At 71.4% G+C, this 17047-nt stretch carries 12 protein-coding genes and 1 pseudogene; 9 read left to right on the top strand and 4 right to left on the bottom strand.

The annotated features are described in order from the left end of the window. Nucleotides 1-54 precede the first annotated feature (54 nt). Complete coding sequence (locus tag OG242_RS07835) at nt 55-279, top strand: hypothetical protein (RefSeq protein ID WP_405897449.1); 225 nt, start codon at nt 55-57, stop codon at nt 277-279. A gap of 163 nt (nt 280-442) precedes the next feature. Continuing rightward, complete coding sequence (locus OG242_RS07830) at nt 443-1234, top strand: putative protein N(5)-glutamine methyltransferase (RefSeq protein WP_405897448.1); 792 nt, start codon at nt 443-445, stop codon at nt 1232-1234. Nucleotides 1235-1245: 11 nt separating this feature from the next. Here OG242_RS07830 and OG242_RS07825 read toward each other — a convergent pair whose 3' ends face one another. Next, nucleotides 1246-1956, bottom strand: coding sequence for a hypothetical protein (locus tag OG242_RS07825; RefSeq protein WP_405897447.1), 711 nt, complete (start codon nt 1954-1956; stop codon nt 1246-1248). Between the two features lie 154 nt (nt 1957-2110). On the opposite strand from OG242_RS07825, the gene OG242_RS07820 reads away from it, so the two are divergent. Next, complete coding sequence (locus OG242_RS07820) at nt 2111-5101, top strand: bifunctional [glutamine synthetase] adenylyltransferase/[glutamine synthetase]-adenylyl-L-tyrosine phosphorylase (protein ID WP_405897446.1); 2991 nt, start codon at nt 2111-2113, stop codon at nt 5099-5101. Between the two features lie 161 nt (nt 5102-5262). On the opposite strand, the gene OG242_RS07815 is transcribed toward OG242_RS07820, so the two are convergent. Both OG242_RS07815 and OG242_RS07810 read right to left on the bottom strand, forming a co-directional pair. Beyond that, nucleotides 5263-6171, bottom strand: coding sequence for a phosphatase PAP2 family protein (locus OG242_RS07815; protein ID WP_405901540.1), 909 nt, complete (start codon nt 6169-6171; stop codon nt 5263-5265). A 162-nt stretch (nt 6172-6333) separates the two neighbouring features. Continuing rightward, a pseudogene (locus OG242_RS07810) lies at nt 6334-7404 on the bottom strand (LacI family DNA-binding transcriptional regulator). A 379-nt stretch (nt 7405-7783) separates the two neighbouring features. Between OG242_RS07810 and OG242_RS07805 the strand changes: the two are divergent. The 5 genes from OG242_RS07805 to OG242_RS07785 all read left to right on the top strand — a co-directional run bounded on the left by OG242_RS07805 (nt 7784) and on the right by OG242_RS07785 (nt 13817). Continuing rightward, nucleotides 7784-9061 (top strand): extracellular solute-binding protein, encoded by a 1278-nt coding sequence (locus OG242_RS07805; RefSeq protein ID WP_405897445.1) that lies wholly within the window; start codon nt 7784-7786, stop codon nt 9059-9061. Nucleotides 9062-9082: 21 nt separating this feature from the next. Next, a complete protein-coding gene (locus OG242_RS07800) occupies nt 9083-10099 on the top strand; it encodes a carbohydrate ABC transporter permease (RefSeq protein WP_405897444.1) in 1017 nt (338 codons plus the stop codon). Continuing rightward, nucleotides 10096-10983: a sugar ABC transporter permease gene (locus OG242_RS07795; RefSeq protein WP_405897443.1), complete on the top strand. Its 888-nt coding sequence runs from the start codon at nt 10096-10098 to the stop codon at nt 10981-10983. Before OG242_RS07800 ends, OG242_RS07795 begins: the two co-directional genes overlap by 4 nt. Before the next feature lie 102 nt (nt 10984-11085). Continuing rightward, nucleotides 11086-12762, top strand: coding sequence for a glycoside hydrolase family 13 protein (locus tag OG242_RS07790; RefSeq protein WP_405897442.1), 1677 nt, complete (start codon nt 11086-11088; stop codon nt 12760-12762). Further along, a complete protein-coding gene (locus OG242_RS07785) occupies nt 12747-13817 on the top strand; it encodes a LacI family DNA-binding transcriptional regulator (protein ID WP_405897441.1) in 1071 nt (356 codons plus the stop codon). The genes OG242_RS07790 and OG242_RS07785 overlap by 16 nt, the downstream gene beginning before the upstream one ends. A gap of 61 nt (nt 13818-13878) precedes the next feature. Here the strand turns inward: OG242_RS07785 and OG242_RS07780 are convergent, their stop codons facing one another. After that, on the bottom strand, nt 13879-14703 hold the full coding sequence (locus tag OG242_RS07780; RefSeq protein ID WP_405901539.1) for a hypothetical protein: 825 nt from the start codon (nt 14701-14703) through the stop codon (nt 13879-13881). A gap of 551 nt (nt 14704-15254) precedes the next feature. Here OG242_RS07780 and OG242_RS07775 point away from each other — a divergent pair. Then, nucleotides 15255-16973 carry a carbohydrate-binding module family 20 domain-containing protein gene (locus OG242_RS07775; protein ID WP_405897440.1) on the top strand — a complete coding sequence of 573 codons (1719 nt, stop codon included), beginning with the start codon at nt 15255-15257 and terminating at the stop codon, nt 16971-16973. Nucleotides 16974-17047: the final 74 nt, after the last annotated feature.

Below are 17047 nucleotides of genomic sequence, written 5' to 3'. Positions count from 1 at the left end.
GGGAGATCACGCGTCCGACGGGCCGTGACCCGGGGGGAACGGGGGAGGAACACCATGCACGCGGTTCTCATACTGCTCGGGCTGCTCCTGAGCGCCATCGTCCTTCTCGTCGTGAAGGTGAACATGCGGCACCGGCGGCGTACGCACAACCTCGACGGCCAGGAGATCGAGCGCCACCACAGCGCGGAGATACGGAACATCCGCGCCGCCAACACCTCGGTCGCCGTGCACAACAGCTTCGCCAACGGCGGCAACGACTACCGGCCCAGGAGGGGCTGAGACCTGAGGTAGTCTTTCGCATCCCCGCACACGGACATGACCAAGGAGGTGGGACCCATTACCGCTGTTTCGACCCGGGTGCTCCCCTCCCGCGAACGCGTGGCCGACCGGACCTGACCGGCCGCGGAGCACCCCTCGGCGTTCATCCGAAAGGCTCCGCACCATGCCGGTCCCGTTGTCACCGTCCGACCTCTCCTCCCTCGTCACCACCCTCCGCTCCGCCGGCTGCGTCTTCGCCGAGGACGAGGCCGCGCTCATCGCCGCCACCGCCGGCCGGCCCGCCGATGTCGCCGTCATGGCGGAGCGGCGCGCCGCCGGGCATCCGCTGGAACACGTCCTCGGCTGGGCCGAGTTCAACGGGCTGCGGATCGCCGTGGACCCCGGCGTCTTCGTACCCCGCCGCCGCACCGAGTTCCTGATCGACCGGGCCGTCGCCCTCGCCCCGGACCCGGCCGTCGTCGTCGACCTGTGCTGCGGCTCGGGCGCGCTCGGCGCCGCGCTCGCCACAGCCCTGGGCCGGGTCGAACTCCACGCCGCCGACGTCGAACCCGCCGCCGTCCGCTGCGCCCGGCGCAACATCGGGGAGCGGGGGCACGTCTACGAGGGCGACCTCTTCGCACCGCTGCCCGGGGCCCTGCGCGGGCGCGTCGACGTGCTGCTCGCCAACGTGCCGTACGTACCGAGCGAGGACGTCGCCCTGCTGCCGGCGGAGGCGCGCGTCCACGAACCGCTCGTCGCGCTCGACGGCGGCGGCGACGGGCTCGACGTACTGCGCCGGGTCGCCGCCGAGGCGCCCCGCTGGCTGGCCCCGGGCGGCAGCCTCCTGGTCGAGACGAGCGAGCGGCAGGCGGACACCGCCGCGGGGGTCCTGGCGGGCAGTGGGCTCGTGGCGCGCGTGGAGTCCTGCGAGGAGCGGTACGCGACCGTAGTCACGGGGACGCGGCCGGCGGGCTGACGCGTCAGGGCTCAGGCCTCGTCCCGCAGGGCCCGGAGGCGGCGCGCGATGTCGATGTCCTTGCGCAGGGCGCTGAAGCGTGGCTCGTCGCGGCTCGCGTCGAGCACGACCACGCGCAGGCGGTCCCCGGGCCGGGGCGGTGCCGCGTCCTCGTCCCACCAGGAGGGGTGCTTCACCTGGTCGATGAAGCCGGTCCCGCCGCCGTCGACGTCGACCCGCGAGCCCACCGACGCGACGCCGGTCACCGTCACGTCGAGTTCCTGGTGGTCACGGAACGGGGGCGGGGCCTTGGGGCGCGGGTCGTCGGAGAAGGGCTGGAACGCGGTCCCCCAGGCGAAGACGTACCGGTCCTCGGCGGTGTCGTACGTGACCGAGGCACCCGAGCCCGCCAGGGCGAAGCGCTCACGGATCCATCCGTCCATGGCCAGGGCCGCCGCTTCGGACCGGTAGTCGCTCAGGGGGTGGTCGAGCGAGGTCACGCGGATGAAGACGCCGTCGGGCCGGAGTGCGCTGAGCGCGGGTGCGTTGAGGGACACCCCGAACGCCAGCCAGGCGGCGTCCTTCCAATGCACGCCGGACGCGGGCAGACCGAGCCGGACGTTCTCGTGGATCCGCATGCTGTGCGCGGGCGTGCCGCCTTCGGCCGGAACGGCCTCGGCCCCCAGGTCCAGCGCGAGCCCGCCCGCCGGGCCCCGGAAACGGAACTTGAACGTATGGGCCACGGTTGCCCTCCCCTCGTGATCGGCTCATGGCACCGTAGATCAAAAGGGCGACGGACCACGATGGTTCCGGGTCTCCCGGTCCGGGGCGGTGGCCCGGGAGCAGGCTAGGCTCCGAAGGCTGGAAGCTGATCGGCGGCGGGCGGGAGAGCGCGGGATGACCATGGTGCCGGGGCGCAGAAGCAGTACGTTCACCCGACTGCTGCGGCACGGATTCACCGACCCGTCCGCCGCGGAGCGCCTCCTCGACCTGCCGGACTTCTCCTCCGTACGGTCCGACTCCGTGCTCCTCGACGCGCTCGGAGCCACCGCCGACCCCGATCTCGCGCTGCGCGGCCTCGTCCGGCTCGTCGAGGCGGAGGAGGCGGGGGAGCGGCAGATCCTGCTGGACACCCTCGTCACCGCCAAGCCCCTGCGGGACCGGCTGCTCGGGGTGCTCGGGGCGTCCGAGGCGCTCGGCGACCACCTGGCCCGCCACCCCCGCGACTGGCAGGCCCTCGTCACGTACGAGGCCGCCGACCTGCACCCGGGGGTCGCCGAGTTCGAGGGGGAGCTGGCCGGGGCGCACGATCCGGACGCCCTGCGCGTCGGCTACCGGCGGTGCCTGCTGTCCATCGCCGCGCGGGACGTCTGCGGCACCACCGATGTCGCGGAGACCGCCGCCGAGCTGGCCGACCTCGCCACCGCGACCCTGCGGGCGGCCCTGCGTATCGCCTCGGCCGCCGCCCCCGAGGACGCCGCGCAGTGCCGGCTCGCCGTCATCGCGATGGGCAAGTGCGGCGGCCACGAGCTGAACTACGTCTCCGACGTCGACGTCATCTTCGTCGCGGAACCGGCCGATGGCGCCGAGGAGAACGGGGCCGTGCAGGCCGCGACCCGGCTCGCCTCGCACCTCATGCGGATCTGCTCCGACACCACCGTCGAGGGCACCATCTGGCCCGTCGACGCCAACCTCCGCCCCGAGGGCCGCAACGGACCCCTCGTACGCACGCTCTCCTCGCACCTCGCGTACTACCAGCGCTGGGCCAAGACCTGGGAGTTCCAGGCGCTCCTGAAGGCCCGGCCGGTGGCCGGGGACCGGGCGCTCGGCGCCGAGTACGTCGAGGCCGTCTCGCCGCTCGTCTGGCAGGCCGCGGACCGGGAGAACTTCGTCCCCGACGTGCAGAAGATGCGCCGCCGCGTCGTCGACACCATCCCCGCCGACCGCGTCGACCGGGAGCTGAAGCTCGGGCCCGGCGGGCTCCGGGACGTCGAGTTCGCCGTGCAGCTCCTCCAGCTCGTGCACGGCCGCAGCGACCCCGCCCTGCGCAGCGGATCGACCCTGGAAGCGCTGGGGGCGCTCGCCGAGGGCGGTTACGTGGGACGCGTCGACGCCGTACAGCTCGACGACGCCTACCGCTTCCTGCGCGCCATGGAACACCGCATCCAGCTCTACCGGCTGCGCCGCACCCACCTCGTCCCCGACGAGGAGCCCGACCTGCGGCGCCTCGGCCGCTCGCTGGGCCTGCGCACCGACCCCATCGCGGAGCTCAACCAGGCGTGGCGGCGGCACGCCTCGGTGGTGCGGCGGCTGCACGAGAAGCTGTTCTACCGGCCGCTGCTCGACGCCGTCGCCCAGCTCGCGCCCGGCGAGTCCCGGCTCAGCACCAAGGCCGCCACCGCCCGGCTCGTCGCCCTCGGCTACGAGGACCCGGCGGCGGCGCTCCGCCACCTGGAGGCCCTGTCCTCAGGGGTCTCCCGCAAGGCCGCCATCCAGCGCACCCTGCTGCCCGTGCTGCTCGGCTGGTTCGCGGACTCCGCCGACCCGGACGCCGGGCTCCTCGGCTTCCGCAAGGTGTCCGACGCGCTCGGCAAGACCCCCTGGTACCTGCGGCTCCTGCGCGACGAGGGCGCCGCCGCGGAGAACCTCGCCCGGGTCCTGTCGGCCGGCCGCCTCGCCCCGGACCTGCTGCTGCGCGCCCCCGAGGCCGTCGCCCTCCTCGGCGACCCGCACGGCCTCGCCCCCCGCAGCCGGGAGCACCTGGAGCAGGAGGTGCTGGCCGCCGTCGGGCGCGCGGCCGACGCGGAGACGGCCGTCGCGGTGGTGCGCGGGGTGCGCAGGCGCGAGCTGTTCCGCACGACGGCCGCCGACCTCATCGGCTCGTACGGTACGGAGGACAGCCCCGCCGAGTCCGATCCGGGCGCCCTCGTCGACCGGGTCGGCAGCGCCGTCACCGACCTGAACGCCGTCACCATCGCCGGCGCGCTGCGGGCCGCCGTCCGCGCGGAGTGGGGCGACACGCTGCCCACCCGGTTCGCGGTCATCGGCATGGGCCGGTTCGGCGGGCACGAGCTGGGATACGGCTCCGACGCGGACGTCCTCTTCGTCCACGAACCCCGTGAGGGCGTCGACGAGCAGGAGGCGGGCCGGGCCGCGAACCGGGTGGTCTCCGAGATGCGGCGCCTCCTCCAGCTGCCCACCGCGGACCCGCCGCTCCTCATCGACCCCGACCTGCGCCCCGAGGGCAAGACCGGTCCCCTCGTACGCACCCTGAAGTCGTACGACGCGTACTACCGGCGCTGGTCGCTGGGGTGGGAGAGCCAGGCCCTGCTGCGGGCCGAGCCGATGGCGGGGGACATGGACCTGGGGGCGGAGTTCGTGGAGCTGATCGACCCCCTGCGGTATCCGGCGGACGGGCTGGGGGAGGACGCGGCGCGCGAGATCCGGCGGCTCAAGGCCCGGATGGAGACGGAGCGCATGCCGCGCGGCGCGGACCCGACGCTCCACACGAAGCTGGGGCGCGGCGGGCTGAGCGACGTCGAGTGGACGGTCCAGCTGATGCAGATGCAGCACGGCCGCTCGGTGCCGGGCCTGCGCACCACCCGCACCCGTGCCGCGCTGGCCGCGGCGTGCGCGGCGGGCCTCATCCCCGAGGACGACGCACAGACCCTGGACGAGGCATGGGTCCTGGCGACCCGCGTCCGCAACGCGGTGATGCTCGTACGGGGCCGGCCCGGCGACACGTTCCCCTCGGTCCCGCGCGAGCTGACCGCGGTGGGGCGGTACCTGGGGTACGAGGAGGGGCATGTGGGGGACATGCTGGACGACTACCGTCGGGTCACGCGGCGGGCGCGGGGGGTTGTGGAGGAGCGGTTCTACGGGGGGTGAGCCCAGGCCCTCCGGCGGCTCCGTGGGGCGCTGCCCCACACCCCGCTCCTCAATCGCCGGAGGGGCTCGATTTCGGCCGCTGCCCGGGCTTTGCCCACTGGCGGGGGAAAATTCAGCCCCTCCGGCGATTGAGGAGCGGGGCCGGGGCGGAGCCCCGGGGGCTAGTGCCGGGTGGCCGCCGGCTCGCGGCGGGGCCGCGCCCCCAGCGCCCTGAGGCGAGGGCGGCCCGACTTGCGCGGGATCCACCTGGGGAGCCGATGCGGCAGCGACCCGTACCACGCGTACGACACCGCGTAGCCGAAGGCCAGGCAGGCCATGCCGCCCACCGCGTCCAGCCAGAAGTGGTTCGCCGTCGACACGATGACCATCAGGGTGACCGTGGGGTACAGGAGGCCCAGGATGCGGGCCCAGGGGGCGGAGGCCAGGGCGAAGACGGTGAGGCCGCACCACAGGGACCAGCCGATGTGCATGGACGGCATCGCCGCGTACTGGTTGGACATGTTCTTGAAGTTGCCCGAGGCCATCGAGCCCCAGGTCTGGTGGACCAGGACGGTGTCGATGAAGTTGCCGCCGTTCATCAGGCGGGGCGGGGCCAACGGGTACAGGTAGTAGCCGAGGAGCGCGACCGCCGTGGTCGCGAAGAGGGCCAGTCTGGCTGCCGCGTACCGGCCGGGGTGCCGACGGAACAACCATACGAGCACACTGATCGTGACGATGAAGTGCAGGGTGGCGTAGTAGTAGTTCATCGAGACGATGAGCCATGTCGCCGAGTTCACCGCGTGGTTGACCGACTGCTCGACCGCGATGCCGAGGAAGCGTTCGACTGACCACAGCCAGTCCGCGTTCGCCAGGGCGGCGGCTTTCTGTTCGGGGACCGCGTTGCGCACCAGTGAGTACACCCAGTAACTCATGGCCACGAGCAGGATTTCGAACCAGAGACGGGGCCGCCGGGGCGACCGCGGGGAACGCAGCCGCGACACGACGTGGCCGAGTGGTCTGTCGAGCGCTCTGCCGAGCCCGTGCGCGTGACCGGACTGCTTGGTGTTCGCCTCGGGAGCCGCCTCGTTCACGATGGGTGACGGGGTGGCCTCCGTGCGGCCTTCCTGTCGTTTCACGCTCAATTCACCCATAGGCACAGAGTCTGCCAGATTTGCCCTCTCCGCCCGATGATCCTCCGGTGGGGTGCGAGTTGCACGTCCGGCGGGGGTGCCCAGGGGTGTGCGACAGGCCGGTTACGCGCCCGCGTGCGATCCTGGAAGAGGCGCCGGGGTGGTGGCGGGCGTATCCGGGCCGGGGCCCGCGGCGGTGGAGCCGCGTACGACCAGTTCCGGCATGAAGACGAACTCGCTGTGCGGGGCGGGCGTGCCGCCGATCTCCTCCAGGAGCGTGCGCACCGCGGCCTGGCCCATCGCCGTGACCGGCTGGCGGATCGTGGTCAGCGGCGGATCGGTGAAGGCTATGAGCGGCGAGTCGTCGTACCCCACCACCGACAGCTCGCGCGGGACCTCGCGGGAGAGCCGACGGGCGGCCCTGATCGCGCCGAGCGCCATCATGTCGCTCGCGCACACCACCGCCGTGCAGCCCCGCTCCATCAGCGCGGACGCGGCGGCCTGGCCGCCCTCCAGCGTGTAGAGGGAGTGCTGGATCAGCTCCTCGACCTCGTCCGCCGTGAGGTTCAACTGCTCGCCCATCGTGGCGTGGAAGCCCTCGATCTTGCGGAGCACGGGCACGAAGCGCTTCGGGCCGACCGCGAGCCCGATCCGGGTGTGGCCCAGCGACACCAGGTGCGTCACCGCCAGCCGCATCGCGGCCCGGTCGTCCGGGGAGATGAAAGGTGCCTGCACCTTGGGCGAGAAGCCGTTGACCAGGACGAAGGGCACGCCCTGGGCGCGCAGTTGCTCGTAGCGCCCCATGTCGGCCGAGGTGTCGGCGTGCAGCCCGGAGACGAAGATAATCCCGGAGACGCCCCGGTCGACCAGCATCTCGGTCAGCTCGTCCTCGGTGGAGCCGCCCGGGGTCTGGGTCGCGAGGACCGGGGTGTAGCCCTGCCGGGTCAGCGCCTGCCCGATGACCTGGGCGAGCGCCGGGAAGATCGGGTTCTCCAGCTCGGGCGTGATCAGGCCGACGAGCCCCGCGCTGCGCCTGCGCAGACGTACGGGCCGTTCGTAGCCGAGGACGTCGAGCGCGGCGAGGACGGATTCGCGGGTGGCAGCGGCTACCCCGGGCTTGCCGTTCAGTACGCGGCTGACCGTGGCTTCGCTGACCCCCGCCTAAGTTGCGATATCGGCAAGCCGTGCGGTCATGGCATTGGACTGTACCGGGAGCGGGTCGGATTGCCCACCACGCACAGGAACCGGTAGAGACCGGGCCCCGGGACTCCGCCGGGCGCCCGAAGCGGCACCCGGCCGCACGCGGCGGCAACATCTTGCAAGGTCTTGCGGGCCCGGTTTGCCGGCTGCGGTCAGATCGTCGCACTGCGGGATCGGGGCTGGTGGGCCCTCTGTGGCAGGGATCCGGGAGTTTCGTCAAGTGGCTTGACGGCAACCTTGAGGACACGCCAATGTAACGATCGCCGGAGCTTGCAGAAATCTTCCGCAAACTCTTTCGGTCGTCTTTCATCCTTGTTACGTTCACGTCGACCCGGCGCCGCGACGGAGCGGTACGGCAGTTGAAGGAGTTCAGATGCGACGTGGCATAACGGCCACCGCCCTGGTCGCGGCCCTGGCGCTCGCGGCGACCGCCTGCGGCAGCGATGACGACAAGTCCGACGGCGGTTCCAAGAGCTCGGGCGAGCTCTCCGGCACCGTGACGTGGTGGGACACCTCCACCGCGGGCAGCGAGGACAAGGTCTTCAAGAAGATCGCCGAGGGCTTCGAGAAGCAGCACCCGAAGGTCGACGTCAAGTACGTCAACGTGCCCTTCGGTGACGCGCAGAACAAGTTCAAGAACGCGGCGCAGGCGGGCTCCGGCGCCCCCGACGTGATCCGCTCCGAGGTCGCCTGGACCCCCGAGTTCGCGGACCTCGGCTACCTCGCCCCGCTCGACGGCACCCCCGCCCTGCAGAAGCAGGACGACTTCCTGAAGCAGGCCGCCGCGTCCACCAAGTACAACGGCAAGACGTACGCGGTGCCGCAGGTGATCGACTCCATGGGCATCTTCTACAACAAGAAGATCTTCAAGGAGGCCGGCGTCGAGGTCCCCACCACCATCGACGAGCTGAAGACCGTCTCCAAGAAGATCAAGTCGAAGACCGGCAAGACCGGCTTCTACCTGCGCGGCGACGACGCCTACTGGTTCCTGTCCTTCCTGTACGGCGAGGGCGGCGACATGGTCAGCGCCTCCGACAAGACCGTCACCATCGACAACGCGGCCGGCGTCAAGGCCATGAAGGTCGTCAAGGACCTGGTCGACTCGGGTGTCGCCAAGACGGACGCCACCGACGGCTGGGACAACATGCAGGCGTCGTTCAAGAACGGCGACGTCGCGATGATGATCAACGGCCCGTGGGCCGTCGCGGACACGTACACCGGCAAGGAGTTCAAGGACAAGGCCAACCTGGGCGTCGCCCCGGTCCCGGCCGGCTCCGCCGCCCAGGGAGCCCCGCAGGGCGGTCACAACCTGGCCGTCTACGCCGGTTCCAAGAACCTGGACGCCTCCTACGCCTTCGTCGACTACATGACCTCCGTCAAGACGCAGGCCCAGGTCACCAAGGAGCTGAACCTCCTGCCGACCCGTACCTCCGCCTACGCCAAGGAGGACGTCGTCAACAACGAGATCGTCGGTTTCTTCAAGCCGGTCGTCGAGAGCGCCGTCGAGCGCCCCTGGATCCCGGAGACCGGCAGCCTCTTCGCGCCGCTCGTCACCGAGTACACCAAGGTCCTCACCGGTCAGACGACCCCGGAGAAGGCGGTCAAGACGACTGGTGACTCCTACCGCAAGCTCCTCAAGGGCTGGAAGTAACTCAGGAAGGCAGGCCGGCTGATGGCTGTCCACACCAGCCAGTCGGTGGCGAAGGCCGCGGGCGACGACGTCGCCCGCGGCCGGAGCCGCGGTACTGGTAACCCCCCGCCGCCGGGACGGATACGGCGGGCCCTGTCGACGCACTGGTACGCCTGGACGATGGTGGCCCCGGTCGTCGTCGTGATCGGCGTGATCATCGGGTATCCGCTGGTCCGCGGCATCTACCTGTCGCTGACCGACGCCACCGAGCGCAACGTCGCGCGGTCCATCGGTGTCAACCACCTGCCCGCCACGTACAAGTTCGTCGGCCTGGACAACTACACCGACGCCCTCACCGGCGAGCAGTTCCTCGGCACACTCGGGTGGACCCTGGTGTGGACGGTCTCCTGCGTGAGCATCACCTTCGCCCTCGGCATGGCGCTGGCGAACATCCTCAACCGGAAGATCGCCGGCCGCTCCGCCTACCGGATGGCCCTCGTCCTGCCCTGGGCCGTCCCCGGCTTCGTCTCCGTCTTCGCCTGGCGCTTCCTCTACAACAACGACCGCGGGCTGCTCAACAAGGTCCTCGCCGGCGGCGGAATCGACGGGATCGACTGGCTGGGCGACCCCACCGTCGCCAAGATCTCCGTCATCGTCGTCAACGTGTGGCTCGGCGTGCCGTTCATGATGGTCGCCCTCCTCGGCGGCCTCCAGTCCATCCCCAGCGAGCACTACGAGGCCGCGGAGATGGACGGCGCCACCGCCTGGCAGCGCTTCCGCCACGTCACCGTGCCCGGACTGCGGCCGGTCTCCACGACCGTCATCCTGCTCTCCACCATCTGGACCTTCAACATGTTCCCGGTGATCTTCCTGCTCACCCGCGGCGGACCCGGTGAAGCCACCCAGATCCTGGTGACCCAGGCGTACAAGTTCTCCTTCGAGATCAGCCCGCGCGACTTCGCGCAGTCCTCCACCTGGGGCGTGCTGATCCTCGTACTCCTGCTGGTCTTCGCCACCATCTACCGGCGGGTCCTGCGCACTCAGGGAGATGACTGGTGACCACCACAACCACCCCCACCGCGCGGCACTCCGCGCCGCGTCCGGCCAAGGTCCGCCGGCGCGGCGAGCGTTCGCCGCTGGCCTCCACGGCCCTGCACCTGACGCTGATCGTCGCGTCCGTGATCGCGGTCTTCCCCGTGCTCTGGGTCCTGCTCACCTCGCTGAAGCCGGCCGCGCTCGCGACCACCACGGACTTCTTCAAGGAAACGACGTTCGAGAACTACACGAACCTCATCCAGGACACGAAGTTCCTGACCTGGTTCGGCAACTCGCTGATCGTGGCGGGCCTCACCACGCTCATCGGCGTCATCATCTCCGCCTCCACCGGCTACGCCGTCAGCCGCTTCCGCTTCCCCGGCAAGCGCGGGCTGATGTGGACGCTGCTGATCACCCAGATGTTCCCGGTCGCCGTCCTCATCGTGCCGATCTACAACATCATGGCGGGCATGGGGCTGCTCAATAAGCCCGCCGGCCTCGTCATCACGTACCTGACCATCTCGGTGCCGTTCTGCGCCTGGATGATGAAGGGCTTCTTCGACACCATCCCGCGCGAGATCGACGAGTCCGGGCAGGTCGACGGCCTCACCCCGTTCGGCACGTTCTGGCGGCTCATCCTGCCGCTGGCCAAGCCGGGCCTCGCCGTCACCGCGTTCTACTCCTTCATCACCGCCTGGGGCGAGGTGGCGTACGCCTCCGCCTTCATGGTCGGCGAGGACAACCTCACCCTCGCGGGCGGCCTCCAGCTGTTCGTCAACCAGTACGGAGCCCAGTGGGGCCCGATGACCGCCGCGTCCGTACTGATCGCGGTACCCGCGGCCCTGGTGTTCCTCTTCGCGCAGAAGCACCTGGTCACCGGCATGTCCGCCGGAGCCGTCAAGGGCTGAGCGACGCCGCCCGTACGACCCGCACGCACGCACCAGTCACGGTGGCGCCGGCATCCCGACCCGGTCCCGGCGCCACCCCCACCCAGACACCCCAGGGACGACATGACCCAGCACCTCGCTGCCCCCTCCACCGGCACGTCCGACGAGGCCGCGGGCCACCGCACCGGCTGGTGGCAGGACGCGGTGATCTACCAGGTCTATCCGCGCAGCTTCGCCGACGGCAACGGCGACGGCATGGGCGATCTCGCAGGCGTACGCGGCCGGCTTCCGTACCTCAAGGAGCTCGGCGTCGACGCGGTCTGGCTCAGCCCGTTCTACGCGTCCCCGCAGGCCGACGCCGGCTACGACGTCGCCGACTACCGGGCCATCGACCCGATGTTCGGCAGCCTGCTGGACGCCGACGCGCTGATCCGCGACGCCCACGACCTCGGCCTGCGGATCATCGTCGACCTGGTGCCCAACCACTCCTCCGACCAGCACGAGTGGTTCAAGCGCGCGCTCACCGAGGGCCCCGGCTCCGCCCTGCGCGACCGCTACCACTTCCGCCCCGGCAAGGGCGCGAACGGCGAACTCCCGCCCAACGACTGGGAGTCCATCTTCGGCGGCCCCGCCTGGACCCGCACGGTGAACCCGGACGGCACCCCCGGCGAGTGGTACCTCCACCTCTTCGCGCCCGAGCAGCCCGACTTCAACTGGGAGCACCCGGCCGTCGCCGACGAGTTCCGCTCGATCCTGCGCTTCTGGCTCGACATGGGCGTCGACGGCTTCCGCGTCGACGTCGCGCACGGCCTGGTCAAGGCCGAGGGGCTGCCGGACCTCGGCACCCACGACCAGCTGAAGCTGCTCGGAAACGATGTCATGCCGTTCTTCGACCAGGACGGGGTGCACGAGATCTACCGCAGCTGGCGCACCATCCTCGAGGAGTACCCCGACGACCGCATCGCCGTCGCCGAGGCATGGACGCCCACCGTCGAGCGCACCGCCAACTACGTGCGCCCCGACGAGATGCACCAGGCGTTCAACTTCCAGTACCTGGCCACCGCCTGGGACGCCGCCGCCCTCCGCGAGGTCATCGACACCTCGCTCGACGCCATGCGCCCGGTCGGCGCCCCCACCACCTGGGTGCTCTCCAACCACGACGTCACCCGGCACGCCACCCGGTTCGCCAACCCCGCGGGCCTCGGCACCCAGATCCGCACCCCCGGCGACCGCGAGCTCGGCCTGCGCCGGGCCCGCGCGGCGAGCCTCCTGATGCTGGCGCTGCCCGGCTCCGCCTACGTCTACCAGGGCGAGGAGCTCGGCCTGCCCGACGTCACCGACCTGCCCGACGAGGCCCGCCAGGACCCGTCGTTCTTCCGGGCCGAGGGCCAGGACGGCTTCCGCGACGGCTGCCGCGTCCCGATCCCGTGGACCCGCGAGGGCTCCTCGTACGGCTTCGGCGCGGGCGGCAGCTGGCTCCCGCAGCCCACCGGCTGGGGCGAGCTGAGCGTCGAGGCGCAGACCGGCGCGGCCGGCTCCACCCTGGAGCTGTACCGGGCCGCCATCACCGCCCGTCGGGCGCACCCCGGCCTCGGCGCGGGCGCCGACGTCCGCTGGCTCGACGCCCCCGCGGGGCTGCTCGCCTTCGCCCGCCCCGGGTTCGTCTGCACCGTCAACACCACGGGCGCCCCGGTCCGCATCCCCGTACCGGGCACCGTCCTGCTGTCCAGCACCCCGGTCCGGGCCGACGGCGACACGGTCGAGCTGCCCGCGGACACCACGGTGTGGTGGACGGTGTGACGACCGTCCCCCTGCCGCGGGGCCCCGGCGCGGGCGGTGCGCTCAGGCTGTCGGACATCGCCGGCCAGGCGTCCGTCAGCGAGGCGACCGTCAGCCGGGTCCTCAACGGCAAGCCGGGCGTCGCGGACACCACGCGTCAGCGGGTGCTCGCGGCGCTCGACATCCTGGGCTACGAACGGCCCGTGCGGCTGCGGCAGCGCAGCGCCGGGCTGATCGGTCTTGTGACCCCCGAGCTCACCAACCCGATCTTCCCGGCGTTCGCCCAGTCCGTGGAGCAGGTGCTCGCGGGCCACGGCTACACCCCGGTGCTCTGCACCCAGCTGCCCGGCGGCGCCACCGAGGACGAACTCGTCGAGCAGCTCGTCGAGCGCGGCGTCGGCGGCATCGTCTTCCTGTCCGGGCTGCACGCCGACACCTCGGCCGACCCGGCGCGCTACGCCGCGCTGAGCGAGCGCGGGGTGCCGTTCGTCCTGATCAACGGCTACAACGAGCGGATCAGCGCCCCGTTCGTCTCGCCCGACGACACCGCCGCCGTGCGGATGGCCGTGAGCCATCTCGCCGAACTCGGCCACCGCCGGGTCGGTCTCGCCATCGGACCGCAGCGCTATGTGCCCTCCCGCCGGAAGCGGGACGGCTTCGTGGACGCCGCGGTCTCCGTGCTGGGCCTGGACCGCGCGGACGCCGAACTCCTGGTGTGCTCCACGCTGTTCAGCGTCGAGGGCGGCCAGGTCGCGGCGGGCGCGCTGCTCGACCGCGGGTGCACCGGCATCGTCTGCGGCAGCGACCTGATGGCGCTGGGCGTGGTCCGCGCGGCCCGGGACCGCGGGCTCGACGTGCCGCGCGACGTCTCGGTGGTGGGCTTCGACGACTCGCAGCTCATCGCGTTCACCGACCCGCCGCTGACCACGGTCCGCCAGCCGGTGCAGGCGATGGCGGCGGCCGCGGTGGGCGCGCTGCTGGAGGAGATCGGCGGCAGCCCCGTGCAGCGCACGGAGTACGTGTTCCAGCCGGAGCTGGTGGTACGGGGCTCGACGGCGGCGCTGCGGAGCGCGTGACGCCGTGACGGGTGCGGGGCCGGCCGGAGGGGGGCCGGCCGCGCCCCCGCGGGCGGCCCGCTCATTCCTGGCCGTCGCCGTCCTCGAAGAGGCGTACGGTGCCGAGGATCTGGCGGATCGTGGCGTCGGACACCTCGTCCGGGACGCCGTGCGCCCCGACGTAGGTCCATGAGACGAACTTTCCCTCCGCGTTCTTGAAGGCGAACGTCACCGCCTTGCCGTCGGTGTCGCACTTGCCCTTCTTCGGCGCCCCTGACGAGGTGACGGTCACGAGGCTGCCCTCGACGCCGGTCTTCGTCCGGAACGACTCGGGCTCACCGACCGTGAGACGCGAGCGGTCGGGCTGGGTGTAGAGGCCGTAGACCCACGTCTTGGCCGTGTCCTCGGCGGCCTCGGCGGCGCTCTTGGCGCCCTGCTCCCCGGTGGTGCCCGTCGAGGCGAGCGCGTAGTCGTCCGCGGAGCCGTCCTTGTCGTCGTCGGACGTGCACCACTTCTCCTTGAGGACCGCCGGCGCCATCATCGCGACCAGCGGTTTCTCCTCGGGGTCGTCGTTCTCGGCGACGTAGCTCACCCAGTCCGCGGACTTCCGCGCCCAGGAGGCGGGTGCGTCGAAGGTGATGCCGCGCTTGGCGTTGACCACCGTCTTCCAGCCGGCGACGAGCGGGCCCGAACCGCCGCCTCCCGCGCCCCGGTCCGTGCCGCCGTCGCTCGCCGAGGCGCTCGCGGACGCGGTGGGCGAGGGCTGCGGACCGGCCTCGTCGTCGCCGTCGTCGCGCAGTGCCAGGTAACCCACCGCCGCGCAGGCCACGACGACCGCCGCGCAGGCGGCGACCACGGCGACCGTGGTCCGGTTCCTGCGGGGGCGGGGCGGTTCGGGGGCGCTCATACCGACCGTGGGCGCCGCGTGCCAGTCGGGGCTGCCCCGGCCGGGCTGCGCGGGGCCCGGACTGCAGGGCGTGCCCGGCGTGTTCGGCTGTTCGGGGGACGACTGCTCTCCTGGCCACATGGGGGCGAGCCTAGCCGCGGCCCGGCAGTGGGCCGGGGGCGGGATGACACAGGAGAGGCACCGGAGGTCGACCCGGATTGGGCCGGCGGGGAGGTGTGACCGCCGGTGCCTCTCATGTCCTGACCGGCCCGGCCGGCCGGGCGCGTGGGGCCCGGGGTAACGGGACCCCCGGCCGACCGGACCGGAGTCGGGAGAAACGTAACAGGGCTGCAATGTCTTGCGTAAGACCTTGCAGGAAGAAATCCGCAGTATTTCGTGGATGTGAGCGGGTGGTGTCCAAAGGGTTGACCGGGACCTGCCGGACTCGTACGGTCTCGCTGCGGCAAGGTTTGCATTCTTGCAGCAAGAACCTTCAGGAGCCTTGAGGGCAGGGCGCGTTGCCGTTTGGGGCTGCACCGTCACCCGTATTTCCCCCACAGCAGGAGGAAAACATGGCCAGCAGACCCCTGTCTGCCGCGCTCGCCCTCGTCGCGGGAGCCGCCGCCCTCGTGGTCCCCGCCACGACGGCCGAGGCATCCGCCCCGGGCACCAAGGACGTCACCGCCGTCCTCTTCGAGTGGAAGTTCGACTCCGTCGCCAAGGCGTGTACGGACACCCTCGGCCCGGCCGGCTACGGCTTCGTCCAGGTCTCGCCGCCCCAGGAGCACATCCAGGGCGGCCAGTGGTGGACCTCGTACCAGCCGGTCAGCTACAAGATCGCCGGGCGGCTCGGCGACCGTACGTCCTTCGCCAACATGGTGAACACCTGCCACAGCGCGGGCGTCAAGGTCGTCGCCGACTCCGTCATCAACCACATGACCAGCGGTTCGGGCACCGGCACGGGCGGCACCTCGTACACGAAGTACAACTACCCCGGGCTGTACTCCTCGTACGACATGAACGACTGCACCTCCGAGATCAACAACTACGGCAACCGCGCCAACGTCCAGAACTGCGAGCTCGTCGGGCTCGCCGACCTGGACACCGGCGAGGACTACGTACGCGGCAAGATCGCCGGCTACCTCAACGACCTGCTCTCCCTCGGCGTCGACGGATTCCGCATCGATGCGGCCAAGCACATGCCCGCCGGCGACCTCGCCAACATCAAGTCCCGGCTGAGCAACTCCGGCGTCTACTGGAAGCAGGAGGCGATCTACGGCGCCGGCGAGGCCGTGTCGCCCGACGAGTACGCCGGAACCGGCGACGTCCAGGAGTTCCGCTACGCCCGCAGCCTCAAGCAGGTCTTCAACAGCGAGAACCTCGCCTACCTGAAGAACTTCGGCGAGGGCTGGGGCTTCATGTCCTCCTCGAAGGCCGCGGTGTTCGTCGACAACCACGACACCGAACGCAACGGGGAGACGCTGAGCTACAAGGACGGCGCCAACTACACGCTCGCCAGCGTGTTCATGCTGGCCTGGCCCTACGGCTCGCCCGACGTCCACTCCGGCTACGAGTGGTCCGACAAGGACGCCGGCCCGCCCAACGGCGGCACGGTGAACGCCTGCTACAGCGACGGGTGGAAGTGCCAGCACGCCTGGCGCGAGATCTCCTCCATGGTCGGCTTCCGCAACACCGCGCGCGGTGAGGCCGTCACCAACTGGTGGGACAACGGCGGCGACCAGATCGCCTTCGGGCGCGGCTCCAAGGCGTACGTGGCGATCAACCACGAGGGCTCCTCGCTGACGCGTACGTTCCAGACGTCGCTGCCCGCCGGCGACTACTGCGACGTCCAGTCCGGCAAGGGCGTCACGGTCAACGGCTCCGGCCAGTTCACCGCGACCCTCGGCGCCAACACCGCCCTGGCCCTGCACACCGGCGCCCGCACCTGCGGCGGCGGCTCCACCGACCCGACCGACCCCGGCACGGGGACCGGCACCTCCGGCGCCTCCTTCGGCGTCAACGCCACCACCCAGCTCGGCCAGAACATCTACGTCACCGGCAACCAGTCCGCCCTCGGCAACTGGAACACCGGCAGCGCGCTGAAGCTGGACCCGGCTACGTACCCGGTCTGGAAGCTCGACGTGGCCATGCCCGCGGGCACCACGTTCGAGTACAAGTACATCCGCAAGGACGCGAGCGGCAACGTCACCTGGGAGAGCGGTGCCAACCGCACGGCCACGGTGCCGTCCTCCGGCAAGGTCACGCTGACCGCGGACGTCTGGCGCGGCTGATCCTCCCGCCCCACCCGCCGGACGGGCCGTCCCCCAGCGGCCCGTCCGGCACCGCACACCCCCGTACCCCGTCG

Origin of the sequence: Streptomyces sp. NBC_00727 (assembly GCF_045161745.1) — a bacterium.
Taxonomy (GTDB): Bacteria; Actinomycetota; Actinomycetes; order Streptomycetales; family Streptomycetaceae; genus Streptomyces.
This window is presented reverse-complemented; position numbering and strand designations above follow the sequence as displayed.

Bases quoted from the DNA above. Each gene is read 5' to 3' on its own strand.
- OG242_RS07835 (WP_405897449.1), top strand. From the start codon at position 55: ATGCACGCGGTTCTCATACTGCTCGGGCTGCTCCTGAGCGCCATCGTC.
- OG242_RS07830 (WP_405897448.1), top strand. From the start codon at position 443: ATGCCGGTCCCGTTGTCACCGTCCGACCTCTCCTCCCTCGTCACCACC.
- OG242_RS07820 (WP_405897446.1), top strand. From the start codon at position 2,111: ATGACCATGGTGCCGGGGCGCAGAAGCAGTACGTTCACCCGACTGCTG.
- OG242_RS07805 (WP_405897445.1), top strand. From the start codon at position 7,784: ATGCGACGTGGCATAACGGCCACCGCCCTGGTCGCGGCCCTGGCGCTC.
- OG242_RS07800 (WP_405897444.1), top strand. From the start codon at position 9,083: ATGGCTGTCCACACCAGCCAGTCGGTGGCGAAGGCCGCGGGCGACGAC.
- OG242_RS07790 (WP_405897442.1), top strand. From the start codon at position 11,086: ATGACCCAGCACCTCGCTGCCCCCTCCACCGGCACGTCCGACGAGGCC.
- OG242_RS07780 (WP_405901539.1), bottom strand. From the start codon at position 14,703: ATGAGCGCCCCCGAACCGCCCCGCCCCCGCAGGAACCGGACCACGGTC.
- OG242_RS07775 (WP_405897440.1), top strand. From the start codon at position 15,255: ATGGCCAGCAGACCCCTGTCTGCCGCGCTCGCCCTCGTCGCGGGAGCC.